This window comes from Bradyrhizobium sp. PMVTL-01 (assembly GCF_051861855.1).
Lineage (GTDB): Bacteria > Pseudomonadota > Alphaproteobacteria > Rhizobiales > Xanthobacteraceae > Bradyrhizobium.
Genome location: NZ_CP193982.1, coordinates 1,206,281 through 1,225,830 on the forward strand (window position 1 = coordinate 1,206,281; position 19,550 = coordinate 1,225,830).

Genomic DNA, 19,550 nt, shown 5'->3' on the forward strand with positions numbered 1-19,550 from the left:
GTTCCGTAATGATTCATCATATTTTTTGAAGCCAAGTTAGCCGCGATGGCTTTATAAGACCCCTCAGCAGATCAGGGGATGCGGGTCCCGTTCGGGCAGCCCGTGGTTGTAGAGGGGATCCCTGGTTGTTGCTCGGGGGACCATATGAGTCGCAAATATTTCGGCACGGACGGGATTCGGGGCCGCGCCAACGGACTGATCACGCCGGAGCTCGCGCTCAAGGTCGGCCAGGCGGCAGGCCTTGCGTTTCAGCGCGGTGACCACCGCCACCGGGTGGTGATCGGCAAGGACACCCGCCTGTCCGGCTACATGATCGAATACGCGATGGTCGCGGGCTTCACCTCGGTCGGCATGGACGTGCTGCTGGTCGGGCCAATGCCGACGCCGGCGGTCGCGATGCTGACCAAGTCGATGCGCGCCGATCTCGGCGTGATGATCTCGGCCTCGCACAACCTGTTCGAGGACAACGGCATCAAGCTGTTCGGCCCGCAGGGTTTCAAGCTCTCCGACGACGTCGAGCGGCAGATCGAGCAGCTGCTCGACGAATCCCTCGACAAGCGTCTCGCACAGAGCGCAAGCCTCGGCCGCGCCCGCCGTATCGACGGCGTGCATGACCGCTACATCGAATTCGCCAAGCGCACGCTGCCGCGCGATCTCTCGCTCGAGGGCCTGCGCGTCGTGATCGATTGCGCCAACGGCGCCGCCTACAAGGTGGTGCCCGAAGCGCTCTGGGAGCTTGGCGCCGACGTCGTGCCGATCGGCGTCGAGCCCGACGGTTTCAACATCAACAAGGATTGCGGCTCGACCTCGCCGGAGGCGCTGTCGAAGAAGGTGCGCGAGATGCGCGCCGACATCGGCATCGCGTTGGATGGTGACGCGGATCGCGTCATCCTGGTCGACGAGCGGGGCCATGTCGTCGACGGCGACCAGCTGCTGGCGGTGATCGCGCAGAGCTGGAAGGAAGACGGCCGCCTCTCGCGTCCCGGCATCGTCGCCACCGTGATGTCCAATCTCGGCCTCGAGCGCTTCCTCAAGGGGCAGGGGCTCGATCTCGTGCGCACGCCGGTGGGCGACCGCTACGTGCTCGAGCAGATGCTGAACGGCGGCTACAATCTCGGCGGCGAGCAGTCCGGCCACATCATCCTGTCCGACTACGCCACCACCGGCGACGGTTTTGTCGCCGCCCTGCAGGTGCTGGCCGTGGTGCAGAAGCTGCGGCGGCCGGTGTCGGAAGTCTGCCATCGCTTCGATCCGCTGCCGCAGATCCTCAAGAACGTCCGCCACAAGGGCGGCAAGCCGCTCGATGATTCCGACGTCAAGTCGGCGATCTCCGACGGCGAGAAGCGCCTCAACGGCCACGGTCGCCTCCTGATCCGCTCCTCCGGCACCGAGCCGGTGATCCGCGTCATGGGCGAGGGCGAGGACCGCCGTCTGGTCGAGGACGTCGTCGACACCATCGTCTCCGCGCTGGGCCAAGCCGCGGCGTAAGCGCGCCGCTTCCTTTTCCTTCCTTCTGGGAGAAGGTGGCGCGAAGCGCCGGATGAGTTGTCTCCGCGCGCTCAATCATGAGAGGCTTACAGGCGGAGAGAAACCCCTCACCCGTCTCGCCGCTGCGCGGCGAGCCACCCTCTCCCCCAAGGGCCACAAGGGGGAGGGTAAGAGACGCATCCCAGCCATTTGCGATTGGCGGTGGTTTCGACGCCACCTGCATCGTAATCAGCAGATCGCGGCAATCTGCCGCGCCGGGATCGCTCGATTGAACAAGCCTGTCGTCGTCTCAGAGGAAACACTGACCGAGCCCGTCGTCGTCAGCGATGTTGCGTCCGCGGCTGCCAAGTCTGCTGCCAAGTCTGCTGCCAAGTCTGCTGCCAAGTCTGCTGCCAAGTCGGCCGCAGGGCCGGCCTATGTCGTGCTTGCCGGCATCAGCTTCTCGCACTTCCTCAACGATACCATGCAGTCGCTGATCGCCTCGGTGTATCCGATCCTGAAGGACACCTACGCGCTCGATTTCGCGCAGATCGGCATGATCACGCTGGCCTTCCAGTTCACGGCCTCGCTGCTGCAGCCGGTGGTCGGGCACTACACCGACAAGAAGGCGCAGCCTTATTCGCTGTCGATCGGCATGGCCTCGACCTTCTTCGGCCTGCTGCTGCTCAGCGCCGCGCACCAATATCTCGTCATCCTCGTCGCCGCCGCGCTGGTCGGCCTCGGCTCGGCGGTGTTTCATCCGGAATCCGCGCGCATCGCGCGGCTCGCCTCCGGCGGCCGCTACGGGTTTGCGCAATCGGTGTTCCAGCTCGGCGGCAGCTTCGGCACGGCGATGGGGCCGGTGCTGGCCGCGCTGATCGTGGTGCCGTTCGGGCAGGGCAGCATCGCCTGGTTCTCGTCGATCGCGTTCCTCGCCATTCTCATCCTCTGGCGCATCGGACGCTGGTACGCACCGCAGATCACGACCAAAAAGGCCGCGCCCGTCCACACCCACCCCGGAGGGCCGAGCTCGCGCCGTGTTGCCGTTGCACTTCTCGTGCTCGTGGCGCTGCTGTTCTCGAAGCAGCTCTACGTCTCCAGCCTGTCGAGCTACTACATCTTCTACCTGATCGACCGGTTCGGCGTGTCGACGCAGGCGGCGCAAATCTATCTCTTCATCTTCCTGGCGGCGAATGCGGTCGGCGCGTTCTTCGGCGGCCCCTTGGGAGATCGCTTCGGCCGCAAGATCGTGATCTGGATCTCGATCCTGGGCGCGCTGCCGTTCACGCTGGCGCTGCCCTATGCCGGGCTCTACGCCAGCGCGGTGCTGTCGGTCATCATCGGCCTGATCATCTCCTCGACGACGTCGTCGATCATCGTGTTCGCGCAGGAGCTGGTGCCGCACCGCTTCGGCATGATCTCCGGCGTGTTCTTCGGGGTCGCCTTCGGTATCGGCGGCCTTGGCGCCGCCGTGCTCGGCAAGCTGGCCGACCACACCTCGATCGAGTTCGTCTACCAGGTCTGCGCTTATTTGCCGGCAATCGGACTGCTTGCGGTGTTCCTGCCGAAACTTCCGCAGCACGCGCGTTAACAAACCGTTCTTCGCTGCATTCCGGCTTCATGCATCGTTAGCAATTGCGAGGCGGCAAGGCTTGCAATTCTGCAACGCTCGCGCCGCGTCCGCGTGTGAGTAGGGAAAAAATCAACCTTAAAAATTAGGGTTAAGTGGCGCTTAAACATTTGCTGCCATCGTCCGGGTCGTGAGTTTCCAGAACGTGGGGCGTCTGCATTTGCCTCACCGGCCATAAGGACGAAGCCAATGCGTAGCGTTAAGTCTCTCCTTGCCGCGGGTGCGGCAACCCTGATCTCGTCGATGGCGTTTGCCGCCGATATGCCGATCGCGGCGCCGCCTCCGATGTACGCGCCGCCGGCTCCGCCCGCCGACTTCGGCGGCTGGTACCTCCGCGGCGACATCGGCATGACCAACCAGCGCGCAGAGCGCATCGAGGCCTCTCTGCCCGCCGGGTTTACGAAGACGACGGAGGGCCTCGGCTTCGACTCCTCGCCGCTGTTCGATCTCGGCGTCGGCTATCGCTTCAACAACTGGTTCCGCGCCGACGTGATCGGCCAGTACCGGGGCAAGGCCAATCTGCATGGCGGCGACAACGTCGTTGGACCCGGCTTCGTCGGCGCCAACAATTACGCCGGCAGCAAGTCCGAGTGGGTCGTCATGGCGAATGCCTATGTCGATCTCGGCACCTGGTGGTGCATCACCCCGTTCATCGGCGCCGGCGTGGGCGGCTCCTACAACAAGATCAGCGGCTTCCGCGACGACGGCGTGTCGTACAGCCCGTTGCTCAACAACAGCGTCGCTTACTTCGCAGACAACGGAAAGTGGAACCTCGCCTGGGCCGCCCACGCCGGCCTTGCCTACAAGGTCAATCCCGGGTTCACCGTCGAACTGGCCTACAGCTACATGAACCTCGGCGATGCCGCGCCCGGCAACTTCCGCCTGTTCGACAACAGTGCCTCCGGTCCGACCTCGATCAAGATCAAGGAGCTCACCTCGCACGATCTGAAGCTCGGCGTGCGCTGGGATCTCAACAGCCCGCCGGCCTACGCGCCGGCGCCGCTCGTCACCAGGGGCTGATCCTCGAGCTCATCGCTTAACGTCTCTTGACGGCGCGGGATCATCCCGCGCCGTTTTGCTTTGCGGATTTTTCATGGCCCGACGGCGGCGAAGCCGCCGGACGCAACCATTGGTTAAGGTTAACGAGCCATGATCATGGCGACAGTTCGAGTCCGATTTGGAGCGTTGCGATGCGGAGGCTTTTGTTGGCGGCAGCGATGTTGGGGACGGTGTCTGCCGCACACGCGGCCGATATGCCGGATCTGCCGGTCCTGCGCGGCGGCTTCACCGACGGCCTGTCGAAGACGTCTCGCAACTGGGACGGCTTCTACGTCGGCGGCAACGCCGGCTACACCAGCGACGCCAGCGATTTCAGCCAGAGCGTCGTCGGCCTGACCAACTACATCTTCCGCGACAGCGTTCTTCAGCAGCCGACGTCGACGTGGTCGCTGATGAACAAGACCAACACGCAAGGCGTCAATTTCGGCGGCTTCATCGGCCGCAACTGGCAATGGTATGACGCCATCCTCAGTCTCGAGGGCACCTACAGCTACTTCAACAATCTCGCGACGTCGACGTCGGGCTCGAACTCGCTCATGATCGTCAACCCGGCCGGCGAAACGCGCCCCCCGGGCGTCACCAACAACTATGGGGTGACACTGACCGGTACCGCTGCGGCGCAGGTCAAGGACATGATCACCTTGCGCGGGCGCATGGGCTGGGACGGCGGCGGCTTCATGCCCTACATGTTCGCCGGAGCCGCCGTCGGACGCATGGACGTGTCCCGCACGGTCACGAGCAACGTGACCTTGCGGCAAGACTCGACCGTCACGGACGCCTTCGGCAATGTCATCACGATCATCGGCCCGACGAACCCCGTTCCGGCACAATCGCAGACCCAGTCGCAGCACAGAACCAATACTTTCGCGGTGGGCTGGACTGCCGGTCTCGGTCTCGAATACTGCATCTGGGATGGCCTGTTCGCGCGCGTCGAATATGAATATGTGAGATTCTCTCCCGTGATGAACACGCAGGTGACGCTGAACAACGCGCGCCTCGGCCTCGGCTACAAGTTTTGACGCGGTTGCACGTCTCGCCGGTTGACAGCTTCCCTTCGTCCTGATGCTCTGTCGCTCAGCGCGGCGGGGCGGCAGCGATGAAGATCTACGGCGACAGCAATTCCGGCAATTGTCTCAAGGTGAAGTGGGTCTGCGACAAGCTCGCGGTGCCCTATCAGTGGATCGAGATCGACACCCGCAAGGGCGAGACGCGCACGCCGCAATTCCTCAAGATGAATGGCACCGGCCAGGTGCCGACCGTCGCCTTCGACGATGGCCGCACGCTGGCGCAGTCCAACGCCATCATCCGCTATCTCGCCCGCGACAGCGTCCTCATTCCGCGCGATGCCTTTGCTGCGGCGAAGATGGACGAATGGCTGTTCTGGGAGCAGTACAGCCACGAGCCCTATATCGCGGTGTGCCGCTTCCTCATCGTCTATCTCGGCAAGGACGCTTCCGAGCTCGATCCTGAAAAGGTCAAGCGCGGCTATGCGGCGCTCGACCGCATGGAGCAGCATCTCGCCACGAGCCGCTTCTTCGCCGGCGATGCGGTATCGCTCGCCGATGTCTCGCTGCTCGCCTATACCCGCCTCGCGCATGAAGGCGGTTTCGACCTCGGTCGCCATGCGGCCATCCGCCGCTGGATCGGCGACGCCGAGGCCTTTCTCGGCTTGCCGCCGGCGCGCTGAGCCCGCGCCGGGTTATTGGAGTTTACGTATGAACGACAAGTCCATCTCGATCCGTCCCGCGCGCCGCGAGGACGTGCCGGCGATCGTGGCGATGCTCGCCGATGATCATCTCGGGCGCGCTCGCGAGCGCGTGGAGGATCCGCTGCCTGCGTCCTACTACGCGGCTTTCGAACGGGTCGAGCGTGATCCGAATCTGACGCTCGTCGTTGCCGAAAGCGAGGGCAGGGTGGTGGGCTGCCTGCAACTCGCTGTGCTCTCAGGCATCAGCTCGCAAGGCGGCATCCGCGGTCTGCTCGAGGACGTGCGCGTTGCCACTGATTGTCGCAGCCGCGGCATCGGCGAGCAGCTGGTGCAATGGGCCGTGACGGAGGCAAAGGCGCGCGGCTGCAATCTGGTCGAGCTGCTGACGCATCAGACGCGCGTCGATGCGCAGCGCTTCTACAAGCGGCTGGGATTTGCTGCGAGTCATGTCGGCATGACTGTCCGCTTTTGACGCAACACCGCTTGGCCGTTGCGCCATCTGCAAATTCGGATTGCGCGTTCGTTCATCTTAAGAGCTGATAAACTACCCCTCCTTCGTTCACGTGGAAGCAGGAACGAACGGTGCTACGGAGCGTCGGAAACCGGGCTCGGTCAGTTCGGGGATTTCGATGACAAGCTATTCCATGATCAAGGTCGGCAACGACTACGTTGTGCAGGCCAACGACAAATGCATTTTGAAAGTCAGCAGCCGCCGCCGCGCGGCGCAATTGATCAGCGATGCCACGGACTTGCTGAATGCGCTCACTGTGGTCGAAGCCCCGGAAATCGCCCCCGAGGCGCCTTCACTCCGGCGTGAGACGCCCGAACTTTCTTGACGACTCTGCCCGTTTCCCGTATCAGCCGCGGCGGGACACCTCCCCCCAACGGGAGGCTCACTATCTGGAAGGGTAGACATGACTGTAGCGAAGCCCGCTTCGCGGCCGACCGTGCCGCATTTCTCCTCCGGCCCCTGCGCCAAGCGCCCCGGCTGGAACGCCCAAAATCTCAAGGACGCAGCCCTCGGCCGCTCGCATCGCGCGAAGGTCGGCAAGACCAAGCTCAAGCTCGCGATCGATCTGACGCGCGAAGTGCTTGAAGTGCCCGCCGATTATCGCATCGGCATCGTGCCCGCCTCCGACACGGGCGCGGTCGAGATGGCGCTGTGGTCGCTGCTGGGTGCGCGCCCCGTCACCACGCTCGCCTGGGAATCCTTCGGCGAGGGCTGGGTCAGCGACATCGTCAAGGAATTGAAGCTCAAGGAAGTCACCAAGCTCAACGCGGCGTACGGTGAGATTCCCGACCTCTCCAAGGTCGATCCCAAGAGCGACGTCGTCTTCACCTGGAACGGCACCACCTCGGGCGTCCGCGTGCCGAACGCCGACTGGATCAGTGCGACCCGCGAAGGCCTGACCATCTGCGATGCGACCTCGGCAGCTTTTGCGCAGCCGCTCGACTGGCCCAAGCTCGACGTCGTCACCTTCTCCTGGCAGAAGGCGCTCGGCGGCGAGGCCGCGCACGGCATGCTGATCCTGTCGCCCCGCGCGGTGGAGAGGCTCGAGACCTACAAGCCGGCCTGGCCGCTGCCGAAGATCTTCCGCATGACCAAGGGCGGCAAGCTGAACGAAGGCATCTTCGTCGGCGAGACCATCAACACGCCGTCGATGCTGTGCGTCGAGGATTATCTCGATGCGCTGAACTGGGCGAAGTCGATCGGCGGCCTCAAGGCGCTGATCGCGCGTGCGGACGCCAACACTAAGGTGCTCGCCGACTGGAAGGCGAAGACGCCGTGGATCGACTTCCTCGCCAAGGACGCTTCGATCCGCTCCAACACCTCGGTGTGCCTGAAGTTCACCGATCCCGCGATCACCTCGCTCTCCGACGACGCGCAGGCCGAGTTCAGCAAGAAGCTGGTGGCGCTGGTCGAGAAGGAAGGCGCCGGCTACGACTTCGCCTATTACCGCGACGCACCGGCGGGCCTGCGCATCTGGTGCGGCGCCACGGTGGAAGCAAAGGACGTCGAGCTGCTGACGCAGTGGATCGACTGGGCCTTCGCCGAGGCCAAGGCGCAGCTCGCCAAGGCGGCCTGATGTTTTCACCTCTCCCCGCTCTTGCGGGGAGAGGTCGGATCGCGCAGCGATCCGGGTGAGGGGCTCTCTCCATTTGCGCCTTCGCCCGCGGCTGCCCCTGACCCCAACCCTCTCCCCGTAAGAACAGGGAGAGGGAGAAGTGCTCCGAGACATTCATCCAATCCGGTCTAAGCCCCTTCTTTGAGGAAGGCAGAGGACACATCCCCATGACCAAACCCAAAGTTCTCATTTCCGACGCGCTCTCTCCCGCCGCCGTGCAGATCTTCAAGGACCGCGGCGTCGAGGTCGACTTCCAGCCCAACCTCGGCAAGGACAAGGACAAGCTCGCCGAGATCATCGGCAATTATGACGGCCTCGCGATCCGCTCCGCGACCAAGGCGACGGCCAAGATCATCGAGAAGGCGACCAAGCTGAAGGTGATCGGCCGCGCCGGCATCGGCGTGGACAATGTCGAGATCCCCGCGGCGACCGCCAAGGGCATCATCGTGATGAACACGCCGTTCGGCAATTCGATCACGACCGCCGAGCACGCCATCACCCTGATGCTGGCGCTCGCCCGCGAGATCCCGCAGGCCGACGCCTCGACCCAGGCCGGCAAGTGGGAGAAAAACCGTTTCATGGGCGTCGAGATCACCGGCAAGGTGCTCGGCGTGGTCGGCTGCGGCAATATCGGCTCGATCGTCGCCGACCGCGCGCTCGGCCTGCGCATGAAGGTGGTCGCCTTCGATCCGTTCCTGTCGCCGGAGCGCGCCAAGGACATCGGGGTCGAGAAGGTCGATCTCGATGACCTCCTCAAGCGCGCCGACTTCATCACGCTGCATACGCCGCTGACCGACAAGACCAGGAACATCATCGACGCGGCCGCAATCGCCAAGATGAAGAAGGGCGTGCGCCTGATCAACTGCGCCCGCGGAGGCCTCGTCGACGAGCAGGCCGTGGTCGATGCGCTCAATTCCAAGCACATCGCCGGTGCCGCCTTCGACGTCTTCGTCGAGGAGCCCGCGACCTCCAACGTGCTGTTCGGCCATCCCAACGTGATCTGCACCCCGCATCTCGGCGCCTCCACCACGGAAGCGCAGGAGAACGTCGCGCTTCAGGTCGCCGAGCAGATGTCGGACTACCTGCTCACCGGTGCGATCTCGAACGCGGTCAACTTCCCCTCGATCACCGCCGAAGAGGCGCCGAAGCTGAAGCCGTTCATCGCGCTCGCCGAGAAGCTCGGCTCGTTCGCCGGCCAGCTCACCGAGAGCGGCATCCTCAAGGTCGAGATCACCTATGAGGGCCACGTCGCCGAGATGAAGATCAAGGCGATCACCTCCGCGGTGCTGTCGGGCCTGCTGCGGCCGATGCTGGGCGAGGTCAACGTGGTGTCCGCGCCTGTCGTCGCCAAGGAGCGCGGCATGGTGGTGGACGAGATCGTCCGCGCCGCCCAGAGCGACTATGAGAGCCTGATCACCGTGACCGTCGCAACCGAACGCCAGGAGCGCTCGGTCTCCGGTACCGTCTATCACGACGGCAAGCCGCGCCTCGTCGATGTCAAGGGCATCCGGGTCGATGCCGAATTCGGCAAGTCGATGATCTACATCACCAACGAGGACAAGCCGGGCTTCATCGGCCAGTTCGCGAGCCTGCTGGGCGATGCCAACATCAACATCGCGACCTTCCATCTCGGCCGCGTCGCCCGCGGCAGCGATGCGATCGCGCTGGTCGAGGTCGACGGCGCCGTGCCGGCCGACGTGCTCGCCAAGGTGCAGGCCCTGCCGCAGGTCAAGCAGGCCAAGGCGCTGACGTTCTGATCTTCACCTTCCCCGCTGGGGAGAGGTGACAGAGCGAGCCGGCAAAGTCGGATCCTCTCGCCTTCTACAGACATATTCCGACCGGCGGAACAACGCCGCTTCCATTACCGGGAGGCGGCGTTTTATTTTCCCCGCGACCTCCTGACTTGTGTACCAATGGCGTCAGGACGCTCCGTTCAAAATCGTTCGACAAGGGAGAAAACAATGCGTGAAGCCGTCATCGTTTCCTATGCGCGCACGGGCCTCGCGAAATCCGGCCGCGGCGGGTTCAACATCACGCCGCCGATGTCGCTTGCGGCGCACGCCATCCAGCACGCGGTCGACCGGGCCGGTGTCGAGAAGGACTATGTCGAGGACTGCTATCTCGGCAATTGCGCGCACGGCGCACCGAACATCGGCCGCCAGGCCGCGCTGCTGGCGGGACTGCCGAAGACCACGGCCGGTGTCTCGGTGAACCGCTTCTGCTCCTCGGGGCTGCAGACCATCGCGATGGCCGCGAACTCGATCCGCTCCGACGGCGCCGATTGCATCGTCGCCGGCGGCGTCGAGAGCATCTCCATTCCCGGCGGCGGCTCGCCGAACGAATCCATCGATCCTGAGCTGCTCAAGGTCGCCCCCGACATCTTCATGGCGATGATCGACACCGCCGACATCGTCGCCGAGCGCTACAAGCTCAGCCGCGAATACCAGGACGAGTTCTCGCTGGAATCGCAGCGCCGCATGGCCGCCGCGCAGCAGGCGAACAAGTTCAAGGACGAGATCGTCCCGATGAAGACCAGGATGAAGGTCGTCGACAAGCAGACCAAGGCGGAGTCGATCGTCGACTACGTCGTCGACCGCGACGAGTGCAATCGCCCCGACACCACGATGGAAGGATTGGCCAAGCTCGAGCCGGTGAAGGGCCCCGGCAAGTTCGTCACCGCCGGCAATGCCAGCCAGCTCTCCGACGGCGCGGCCGCCGTGGTGCTGATGGAAGCCAAGGACGCCGAGAAGCGCGGCCTCGAGCCGCTCGGCCGCTTCGTCGCCTGGGCGACCGCCGGCTGCGAGCCCGACGAGATGGGCATCGGCCCGGTGTTCGCGATCCCGAAGCTCTTGAAGCGCACCGGCCTCAAGATCGACGACATCGATCTGTGGGAGCTCAACGAAGCCTTCGCCAGCCAGTGCCTGTATTGCCGCGACAAGCTCGAGATCGATCCGGCCAAGTACAACGTCAATGGCGGCTCGATCGCGATCGGCCACCCCTTCGGCATGACCGGCGCCCGTCTCACCGGCCATCTGCTGCAGGAAGGCGCCCGCCGCAAGGCCAAGTGGGGCGTGGTAACCATGTGCATCGGCGGCGGCCAGGGCGGCGCCGGCCTGTTCGAGATCTATAGCTGAGCCGATCGCCTCGCTGAACGCTCAGCCAGGGAAGCACGGCGCGTCATGCGCCGTGCTTCTTTGTTGGTGCATGTGCCCGTTGCAGTGCATTGTGTCACAAAGCACGTAATTCTACGTGCCCGCAAATTAACGGAAGTTTTCGGGCATTAGCGCTTTATCAACCGCATCGGCCACCACCAGCTCCGGCATCACGATGCGGCTCTTCTCTGTCAGGCTCGCGCACAAGATCACTGCAATCAGCGTCCTCGGCGTCATCGGCGTCGTCCTGATCGGCGGCATTCACCTCTACGGCGAGCGGGTGATGGGCGTCTATCGCGACGCGGCCGAGGATGCACGCGGCGTGTTCGAGCTGAACGACAGGATCGCGGTCGAGCTGCTCAAGGCGCGCCGCGCCGAAAAGGATTTCCTGCTGCGCAACGATCCGGCCAGGGCCCAGCTCCAGGCGGAGATCAGCAGGCAGGTGGCGCTCGATATCGAGACGCTCCGCGGCAGGATCGCAGCGCTCGGCAAGCCGGAGCTGGCGCAGCAGATCGACGCGATGAATGCGTCGTTGAAGATCTACCAGGCGCGCTTTGCCGCGGTCGTCGAGGAACGGCAGCGGCTCGGCCTCGACGAGAAGTCCGGCCTCGAAGGCCGCCTGCGCACATCCGTCCACGGCATCGAGAGCCAGGTCGACCAGCTCCAGAATTCCCAGCTCAAGGTGATCATGCTGATGATGCGCCGGCATGAGAAGGACTTCATGCTGCGTCGCGACGCCAGATATGGCGACGACATGAAGAAGCGCGCGACGGAATTCGCGGATGGTGTCGATGCGGCGGCCATTCCCGACGGCGGCAAGGCCGAGCTGCGCCAGAAACTCGCCGACTACCAGCGCGACTTCGCCGCCTGGATGGAGACCGCGCTGAAGCTGGCGGCCGAGCTGAAGGCCATGTCCGAGGCCTTCTCGTCGGTCGAGCCCGTGATCGAGCAGATCTCGAAATCGGTCGACCGGGTCCGCGTCGAGGCCGATCGCCTGAACGATGCCGAGCGCGCCAGCATCCAGTTCTGGATTGCAGTCGCGATCGCGGTGATTGCGACCGGCGTGCTCGGTCTCGGCATCTTCATCGGGCGTTCGGTGTCGAAGCCGCTGTCGGCGATGCGGGTTGCGATGATCGAGCTCGCCAATGGCAATTTCGCCATCGCGCTGCCGGGGCTCGGCCGTCCCGACGAGATCGGCGAGATCGCGCGGGCGGTCGAGACGTTCAAGATCAACTCCGAACGGAAGGCGCGCGAGGAGGCGGAGGAGAAGATCAGGCAGGACAAGCTCGCCGCCGAGCGCCGCCGCGCCGACATGATCAGGATGGCCGACGATTTCGAGGGCGCGATCGGCGAGATCGTCGAGACCGTGTCGTCGGCCGCGACCGAGCTCGAGGCCTCCGCGACGTCGCTGACGACGACCGCCGGCCGCTCCACCGAGCTTGCGGCGCTGGTGGAAGCCGCGTCCGAGGAGGCGGCGACCAACGTGCAGTCGGTGGCCTCCGCAGCCGAACAGCTGACCGCGTCCGTCAACGAGATCAGCCGCCAGGTGCAGCAATCGGCGCGCATGGCCGGCGATGCCGTCAGCCAGGCCAGCCAGACCAACGATCGCGTGAGCGAATTGTCGCGCGCGGCCGCGCGCATCGGCGATGTGGTCGAACTCATCAACGCAATCGCGGGCCAGACCAACCTATTGGCGCTCAACGCCACGATCGAGGCGGCGCGCGCGGGCGAGGCCGGGCGCGGCTTCGCCGTGGTGGCGTCGGAGGTGAAGGCGCTGGCCGAGCAGACCGCCAAGGCGACCGGCGACATCGGCCAGCAGATCTCCAGCATCCAGGTCGCGACCCAGGACTCCGTTGGCGCGATCAAGACCATCGGCGGCACCATCGAGCGCCTGTCCGAGATCTCCTCCACCATCGCCGCCGCCGTGGAAGAGCAGGGCGCGGCGGCCGGCGAGATCTCGCGCAACGTCCAGAACGCGGCGGCCGGCACCTCGCAGGTCAACGCCAATATCAGCAGCGTGCGCCAGGGTGCGACCGAGACCGGCTCGGCCTCTTCGCAGGTGCTCTCCGCGGCGCAGTCATTGTCGAATGACAGCAACCGGCTGAAGATCGAGGTGAGCAAGTTCCTGCATACGGTGCGCGCAGCGTAAGCTTGCACGGTAAGGGACGCGCCACTCTAACCCCTCGTCATTGCGAACGTGGCGAAGCAATCCGGAATCTTTCCGAAGGGATTCTGGATTGTTTCGCTGCGCTCGCAATGACGGCGGCCAATCACGCCCCCGCCGTCACCGGCGCGAACACCACTTCGATCAGCGTGCCGTGGCCGGCGCTCTTGATGTTGAACCGGGCGCGGTTGGCTTCGACCAGCGCTTTGGTCAGCGACAGATTGAGCGCGGAATTGTCCGCGGCATCGCCGGGCGGCGGGGTGCGGAACGGCTCCATCGCGGCGGCGACCTCGCGCTCGGTGAGGCCATGGCCGGTGTCGCGGATGCGCAGTGCGATCTCGCCGCGGTCGGTCATCGCGGTCGAGACGATGACCTGGCCGCCGGCGCTCGCCAGCCGGATCGAGTTCGAGATCAAATTCATGGTGATCTGCCGCAGCGCGCGCGCGTCCGCGCTCACCTGCGGCAGCGCATGGCCGAGCGAGGTGCGGATGATGATGCGTTCGCGGTTGGCCTGCGGCTGCATCACCGCGACGCAGGCTTCGACGAGGTCGTTGAGGTTGAGGTTGGCGAAGGTGAGGTCGAGCTTGCCGGTCTCGATCCGCGACAGCTCCAGGAGATCGTCGATGATGGCGATGACACGCTCGCCGGAGGCGCGGATGTCCTTCATGTACTCGCCGTAGCGCTCGTTGCCGAGGCTGCCGAAGCGCTCCGAGATCATCACCTCGGCAAAGCCGATGATGGCGTTGAGCGGCGTGCGGATCTCGTGGCTGATCCGCGCCAGCATGTCGGCCTTGGCACTCGCCGCGCCGTCGACGAGGCGGCGCGCCTGCGTCAGCTCGCTCTCGCCCTTCTTCGCGTGCGAGAGGTCCCGGAATACGGCGAAGAAGTTCGGGCCGTCGGGCCGGGTGCGGCCCATGATCATGGCGAGCGGAATGACGCCGCCCTTCTTCTCGCGTCCAAGCACCTCGCGGCCATGATCGAGCAGGCTCGCGATGTCCTGGCTCTTCACGCTGTCGAGATAGTCCGCGACGACCTGCTGGCTCTCGGGCGCGAACAGGGTCACCAGATTCTGCTCGAGCAGCGCCTCGCCGTCATAGCCGAACAGCGCCTCGGCACTGCGGTTGCAGGCGTGGATGTTGCCCTCGGCATCGAACATGAGGATGCCCTCGGCGGTGGTGTCGAGGATCGCGGCGAGATCTTCCGCGTCGGCATCGCCGGCCGAAGGCTCCGCATCAGGCGCGTAGGGGAAGGACTCGGGGACGACCGGCTCGCCGGCAACCTGGGGCGCGGCAATCGCGGGTGCGGCTTGCGGCAGCGCGCAGATCAGCGCATGCGCGCTGTCGCCGTCCCAGTCGATGCTGTGCAGATGCGCGTCCGTGGTCGGCAGCGGCGCTTCGCCATTGGCAAGCGTCGCGCTGATCGTCACCGGCGTGCCGCCTTGCGACGTGCTGGAGGCCGACGACACGCCCGGCTCGACATAGAGCGCGTCCAGTCCGCCGGCATGCTCCAACGCCGTGATGCTGTCATAGCCCAAGCGCGCGAGGAACGCCGGGTTGGCGTAGAGCAGGCGGTCGAGGCGATAGATCAAAATGCCCGTCGGCAACAGGTCGAGCAGCGTGCGGTCGCGCAGGCTGATGCCGCGCGCCGGCGGCGCGGGCTCGGTCAGCCATTCGGCCGGTGCGGGCGGCGGCAGGGATTCGGGCTCGAACTCGGGCTCGGACAGCGGCGGCTCGGGCGCAGTCGCGGCAGTCGGCGGCTCGGCGCCGGCGACTGCGATGCTCTCGCGCTCGCGTTCGAGCCGCTCGGACAATTGCCGCGCCAGCTCGTTGAACGCGCTGTTCTCGACCGGTGTCAGCGTCGGCGATCTCGCATCGCCGGGGCTGCGGAACGGCACGACGTTGGGAGACGTTTCCACTGGCGTTTCCGGATCGCTTGGGTGTGAATGCGCGTCTGGTGTTGGTGCGGGCAGTTCAGCGACAGGCTCGGGCGTTGGCTCAGGCTCAGGTGCAGGCGGTTCGACCGAGGGAGGCGGTGCCTCCGCCATCGGCTCCGACTCGACGCTATCCGCGGAAGGGCTTTGCTGCGCGTGCGGCGCGACGAACAGCTCGAAGCGGCGCAGCGCATCGAGCCGGTTGAGGCCGTCGAGATCGCGGCAGACGCCAAAGCCGCGGAAGCCCGCAAAGTTGTGATCGCGGTCGTAGACCGGCAGGCCGGCGAGTTCGACCGGCAGGTGCTCGCCGCCATCGGCGGGCCAGTTCACGGTGATCCCGGCCCAGGTGTCGTGGCTGGCGAGCGCCTGCGCGACGCGGCCCTCGGGATCGAGCGAAAACTGTTCGGCGATCTCGCGCCAGGGGCGGCCGAAGCCGGCCGCGGTGTGCGCGCCCATCAGGCGGATGAACTCGTCCGAGCCGAGCACGAAGCGGCCGTCCGCATCCATCTGCCAGAGGAAGCGCAGCGGATGCTGGCGCGGCGGCTCTGCGGGCGCGGGCGGCGGCTCGACCATGCCCGATGTGATCAGCGCGGCCTGCGGCGGCGCAATGGCTGCGGGCGGGTTTTCAACCGGAGATTTTGCCGCGACGTCGATGACTTCGCCGGTCGTTTCCGCGGCAGACGCCTCGGGCGCGACGGCGTCGGGGATCGACACGATCTCCGCGGCCGGCTCGCCCGCGGGCACCTCGGGCGCTTGCGCAATGGTCTCGGCTGGGGGGTCGCTCGGTTCGGCAAGGGCATCGAACAGCTTGATTCCGGAGGCGGCCTCGTTCGGCTGTGAAGACTGCACATCGTCCGGCGCCGTGGCCGGGGGGGCGGGCGGCGCGTCAGGCGCAGGCTGGGCGGCTTCTTCGCCCATGATCTCCTGAACCGCTTCGCGCGCCGGCCGCGCAGCGGCCGGCTCGATCAGCGCGACCAGCCCGACATCGGCGCCCGTGCCGACCCGCTGCAGCACCATGTGGCCGATGCCGATCGGCGTCTCGACCCGGCCTTTGGCGAGCGCATCGCTGCGGGCCTGCTCGAGGCCGGCCTCGTCGAGGTCGCGAAAGCCGAGCAAAGAGCGGGCGGCCTCGCTGGCGCCGACGAACAGGCCGTCGGGCGCGAACGCCGCCATCGGCACCTTCGCGGCCTCGACCAGGCGATGCAGCCGCTCGACCAGCGGCATCGGCTGCCCGGTCGGGTCCAGCGCGGTGACGAGCACGCCGTTCTTGCCGTCGGCGAAGTCGAGCCGCGCGCAGGCGCAGGTCATGAGGGTGCCGAGCCGGGCGCCGAAGCCGCGCAGCCGCTCCAGCCGCACGGCGCCGCCTCCCGGGAGCTGGCGGGCGAGCCGGGCCACCTGGCGGCGATGGCTGTCGGCAGGGCCGAAGATCTTCTCCGCGAGTGCCGCGGCATGGGCCGCGCCGAACAGCCTGGCGCCGACCGGATTGGCCCACAGCACGCGGCTGCCGTCGACCGCGAACAGCCAGGTGGGAAGCTGCGAGGTCGCATGCACGGCCAGCCGCGGATCGCCCACGCCTCGCAACTGGAAATCCGAACTACTCATCCAACCGGCTTCACGTCTCGCTGTCGGCGTCTTCTGTGGCGGCTTGCCGGAATGGCAGCCTTAAGAAAGGGTTAGTATTGCCCGCGGGCGCGGGCAGGTCCACGGCCCGGCCCCGAAAGAGGGGCCCAAAGCCGCGATAACCTTAATCCAGTAGAACCCGCAAGCCGCAGCCCGCCTGCATCCGCAGGATTCGCGGGGGGGGGCGATCGTCCGGCCGGCAGTCGAGGCTGCACGCGGCATCCTTGGCTCGCCCGCAACGCATCCTTCGAGACGCCCGCCGACGGCGGGCCCTCAGGATGAGGGAGGAGAGCGCGGCGGCAGTTCAATCTGGGCAATGCTGTTTAGCCTCATCCTTAAGGAGACCGCGAAGCGGTCGTCTCGAAGGACGAGGCGCTTGCTCAGGCCGTCTTCCCCGCACCAGACTACCTCAACCTCGGGTTCCCCCCTCTAGGAACCTCACCCTCACCGTGATTAAATTTCGCGCCGCACCCGTCCGATGCATTGCGCTGCACAATGTTGACATGTTAGGCAACCACAATGCTGGGCGCTGGGGCGAGTCATCTCGTTTGTTTCGCGTATCCAGTCTTCGTACCCGCCAACAGACGGCCCCGGTTGGCCGGCGGGCGCGCCGTAAGGCTCACTTCATTTTTTCTAGATTAGCGTGAGGGACAACCATGACAGGTGCGACTGATCCGTTTTCTGCCTCGATCATTCCGTTCGAGGTCCCCGAGCAGATGCGTGCGTTCGCCGAGAAGGGCGTATCGCAGGCCCGCGAGAGCTACGCCAAGTTCAAGGACGCGGCCGAGACCCACAACGGCACCGTCGAGGCCGTGTTCACCTGCGCCTCCAAGGGCGCCAGCGAGTACACCGCCAAGCTGGTCGAGTTCATGAAGGCCAACTCCACGGCCTCGCTGGACTTCGCCCAGGAGCTGCTCGGCGCCAAGTCGCCGTCGGACGCGTTCACGCTGTGGAACGACCACGCCCGCAAGCAGCTCGAGACCTTCCAGGCCCAGGCCAAGGAGCTGGTCGAGATCAGCCAGCGCGTCGCCGCCGAGACCGCCGAGCCGATCAAGGCGAGCGCTGCCAAGTTCTACAAGCCGGCTGCCTGACCAAAGCGGCGGATCGATCAAGTTGAGAAACCCGGGCCCCACGGCCCGGGTTTTTCTTCGCCTCTCCCGCTCTTGTCCGCCGAAGCCTTGGCGAAGGCGGATGCGGGAGAGGCCGGGGAGAGCGCTCTCTCCCCACGGGGAGTGTCGCCGCCAAGCGCGCGAGGCTCAGCACATTGATGGTCACCATCCGTGCCGATTTCGTCGGGCTGAACATGTTTTCCGCTGTTTTTTCGCGCCACTGCGGCCTTGCCAAATGAGGCCGTTGCACCTAGTTTCCGGCCCGTCCAGCCCCCTCGGTTGTCGGCCCTGGCAAGGGCGCCCCCCGGGCGGCTCGCAAGGATGCAGTTGTAGCTCAGTTGGTTAGAGCGCCTGTCTGTGGAACAGGAGGTCGGTGGTTCGAGCCCACCCAACTGTACCACCGTGCCGGATAACTCCGCATTCTCAGCATCTTCTTGATAGACCTGAGGTATTTGCGCCGCCTAAAATACAAAAGGCGCTACAAATGGCATTGCGTATGGTCGGTTTGAATCGAGCTTCTGACGGTCGATGGTTTGCTCGCAAAGGTGTCCCCGAGGACGTTCGCGAGGAGTACCAAAGGCTCTATGGGACCAGGCGTGAAGCTCATCTCAAACTCGCGGCCGACACCCCCAAGCACGAAGCTAAGGCCCGCCTTGGCGAGTGGGAAGCTGAGGTTGAAACGCGCATCGCTGCGAGCCCAAAGGAGCGGCGAGGGGCAACCACTCACGAGGCTCAACGCAATCGCTCTCGCGGGCCGTTGGTACGTGAAGCTGCACGAGGCTGATCCTGGACCGGCGAAGCGCTGGAGGAAATGGGCGACTACCTCGTGTGGGATGTGATTTATCTCGAGGCACCCGAAAGCTACCACGACAATCCCACGGCCGATCCGCATTGGGAGTGGCAGAAGGAGCCCGAGGTCCGAGAAGCGGTGAGGCCGCGTATCGCTGAATTGGCGGGTGGCGACGTTTCTTGCGAGCGAGGGTAAGGCACTGAACGCCACCGCCTATGCGCTCTTTGTCGATGCTGTTAGCGACAACCTTCTGCTCGCGATAATGTTGCTGGAGAGGCGCGCGAATGGCGACTACTCACGCGATGACACCCCCGACAGCTTTCCGCAGTTCACGGCTCAGGCGTGAGTTGCTGGGAATTGTTCGAGGCTTTCGTTACTGCGACAACGCCCGCACCTAATACGGTATCCCGCTGGCGAGCCGTATCTCTGGAAATACAACGTGAGTTTGCCGAGGTGGGGACGGACGGGATCACCGAGGACGCTGCGCGCAAGTGGGTGCATGGTCTAATAACAGCCAAGCGTACGGCGATAACTGTGCGGGAGATTTGGCGTTCAGCCTCGCGTCGAGTGTTTAGCTGGGCGCGCGAGCACAAGCGCGTTCGCCAAAATCCCTTCAAGGAAGTCAAGGTTGACGTTCCCCGCAAGGTGCAGACGCGCGAGGACGCCCGCAGCTTCACCACGGCAGAGGCCAAATCATTCTGAAAGCCGGCCTTGCGTATCAGAAGCCTGTCACGCCAACTGAGAGGACGCGCCATTGGGTGCCATGGCTGTGTGCGTACTCGGGCGCGCGGTCAG

At 65.3% G+C, this 19,550-nt stretch carries 14 protein-coding genes and 1 tRNA gene; 14 read left to right on the plus strand and 1 reads right to left on the minus strand.

Annotated features, from left to right (window positions below; translation table 11 throughout):
• Window positions 1-144 precede the first annotated feature (144 nt).
• The 11 genes from glmM (at window position 145) to ACRQ5Q_RS05760 (ending at window position 13,291) form a co-directional block, all read left to right on the plus strand.
• Window positions 145-1,488, plus strand: a complete 1,344-nt coding sequence (gene glmM, locus ACRQ5Q_RS05710) for a phosphoglucosamine mutase (RefSeq protein ID WP_439371044.1) — start codon at window positions 145-147, stop codon at window positions 1,486-1,488.
• A gap of 268 nt (window positions 1,489-1,756) precedes the next feature.
• Entirely contained in the window at window positions 1,757-3,058 is a 1,302-nt protein-coding gene (locus tag ACRQ5Q_RS05715) for an MFS transporter (RefSeq protein ID WP_439396419.1), read from the plus strand.
• A 228-nt stretch (window positions 3,059-3,286) separates the two neighbouring features.
• A complete protein-coding gene (locus ACRQ5Q_RS05720) occupies window positions 3,287-4,117 on the plus strand; it encodes an outer membrane protein (protein WP_439371042.1) in 831 nt (276 codons plus the stop codon).
• Window positions 4,118-4,287: 170 nt separating this feature from the next.
• Window positions 4,288-5,175: an outer membrane protein gene (locus ACRQ5Q_RS05725; RefSeq protein ID WP_439371040.1), complete on the plus strand. Its 888-nt coding sequence runs from the start codon at window positions 4,288-4,290 to the stop codon at window positions 5,173-5,175.
• Window positions 5,176-5,252: 77 nt separating this feature from the next.
• Window positions 5,253-5,843 (plus strand): glutathione S-transferase family protein, encoded by a 591-nt coding sequence (locus ACRQ5Q_RS05730; protein WP_439371038.1) that lies wholly within the window; start codon window positions 5,253-5,255, stop codon window positions 5,841-5,843.
• A gap of 28 nt (window positions 5,844-5,871) precedes the next feature.
• Window positions 5,872-6,336, plus strand: coding sequence for a GNAT family N-acetyltransferase (locus tag ACRQ5Q_RS05735; RefSeq protein ID WP_439371036.1), 465 nt, complete (start codon window positions 5,872-5,874; stop codon window positions 6,334-6,336).
• Window positions 6,337-6,493: 157 nt separating this feature from the next.
• Window positions 6,494-6,700, plus strand: coding sequence for a hypothetical protein (locus ACRQ5Q_RS05740; protein ID WP_439371035.1), 207 nt, complete (start codon window positions 6,494-6,496; stop codon window positions 6,698-6,700).
• Between the two features lie 78 nt (window positions 6,701-6,778).
• Window positions 6,779-7,951, plus strand: a complete 1,173-nt coding sequence (locus ACRQ5Q_RS05745; protein ID WP_439371034.1) for a phosphoserine transaminase — start codon at window positions 6,779-6,781, stop codon at window positions 7,949-7,951.
• Between the two features lie 206 nt (window positions 7,952-8,157).
• The gene (gene serA, locus ACRQ5Q_RS05750) at window positions 8,158-9,747 is read left to right on the plus strand and encodes a phosphoglycerate dehydrogenase (protein ID WP_439396421.1); all 1,590 of its coding nucleotides are present in this window, start codon (window positions 8,158-8,160) and stop codon (window positions 9,745-9,747) included.
• Between the two features lie 204 nt (window positions 9,748-9,951).
• A complete protein-coding gene (locus tag ACRQ5Q_RS05755) occupies window positions 9,952-11,124 on the plus strand; it encodes a thiolase family protein (RefSeq protein WP_439371032.1) in 1,173 nt (390 codons plus the stop codon).
• Window positions 11,125-11,317: 193 nt separating this feature from the next.
• On the plus strand, window positions 11,318-13,291 hold the full coding sequence (locus tag ACRQ5Q_RS05760) for a methyl-accepting chemotaxis protein (protein WP_439396423.1): 1,974 nt from the start codon (window positions 11,318-11,320) through the stop codon (window positions 13,289-13,291).
• A gap of 121 nt (window positions 13,292-13,412) precedes the next feature.
• Here the strand turns inward: ACRQ5Q_RS05760 and ACRQ5Q_RS05765 are convergent, their stop codons facing one another.
• A complete protein-coding gene (locus ACRQ5Q_RS05765) occupies window positions 13,413-16,838 on the minus strand; it encodes a PAS domain-containing protein (protein WP_439396424.1) in 3,426 nt (1,141 codons plus the stop codon).
• Between the two features lie 674 nt (window positions 16,839-17,512).
• Here ACRQ5Q_RS05765 and ACRQ5Q_RS05770 point away from each other — a divergent pair.
• The 3 genes from ACRQ5Q_RS05770 (at window position 17,513) to ACRQ5Q_RS05780 (ending at window position 19,101) form a co-directional block, all read left to right on the plus strand.
• Window positions 17,513-17,947 carry a phasin gene (locus tag ACRQ5Q_RS05770; protein ID WP_439371028.1) on the plus strand — a complete coding sequence of 145 codons (435 nt, stop codon included), beginning with the start codon at window positions 17,513-17,515 and terminating at the stop codon, window positions 17,945-17,947.
• Window positions 17,948-18,288: 341 nt separating this feature from the next.
• Window positions 18,289-18,365 (plus strand) — tRNA-His (locus ACRQ5Q_RS05775).
• A gap of 556 nt (window positions 18,366-18,921) precedes the next feature.
• On the plus strand, window positions 18,922-19,101 hold the full coding sequence (locus ACRQ5Q_RS05780; RefSeq protein ID WP_439371027.1) for a hypothetical protein: 180 nt from the start codon (window positions 18,922-18,924) through the stop codon (window positions 19,099-19,101).
• Window positions 19,102-19,550: the final 449 nt, after the last annotated feature.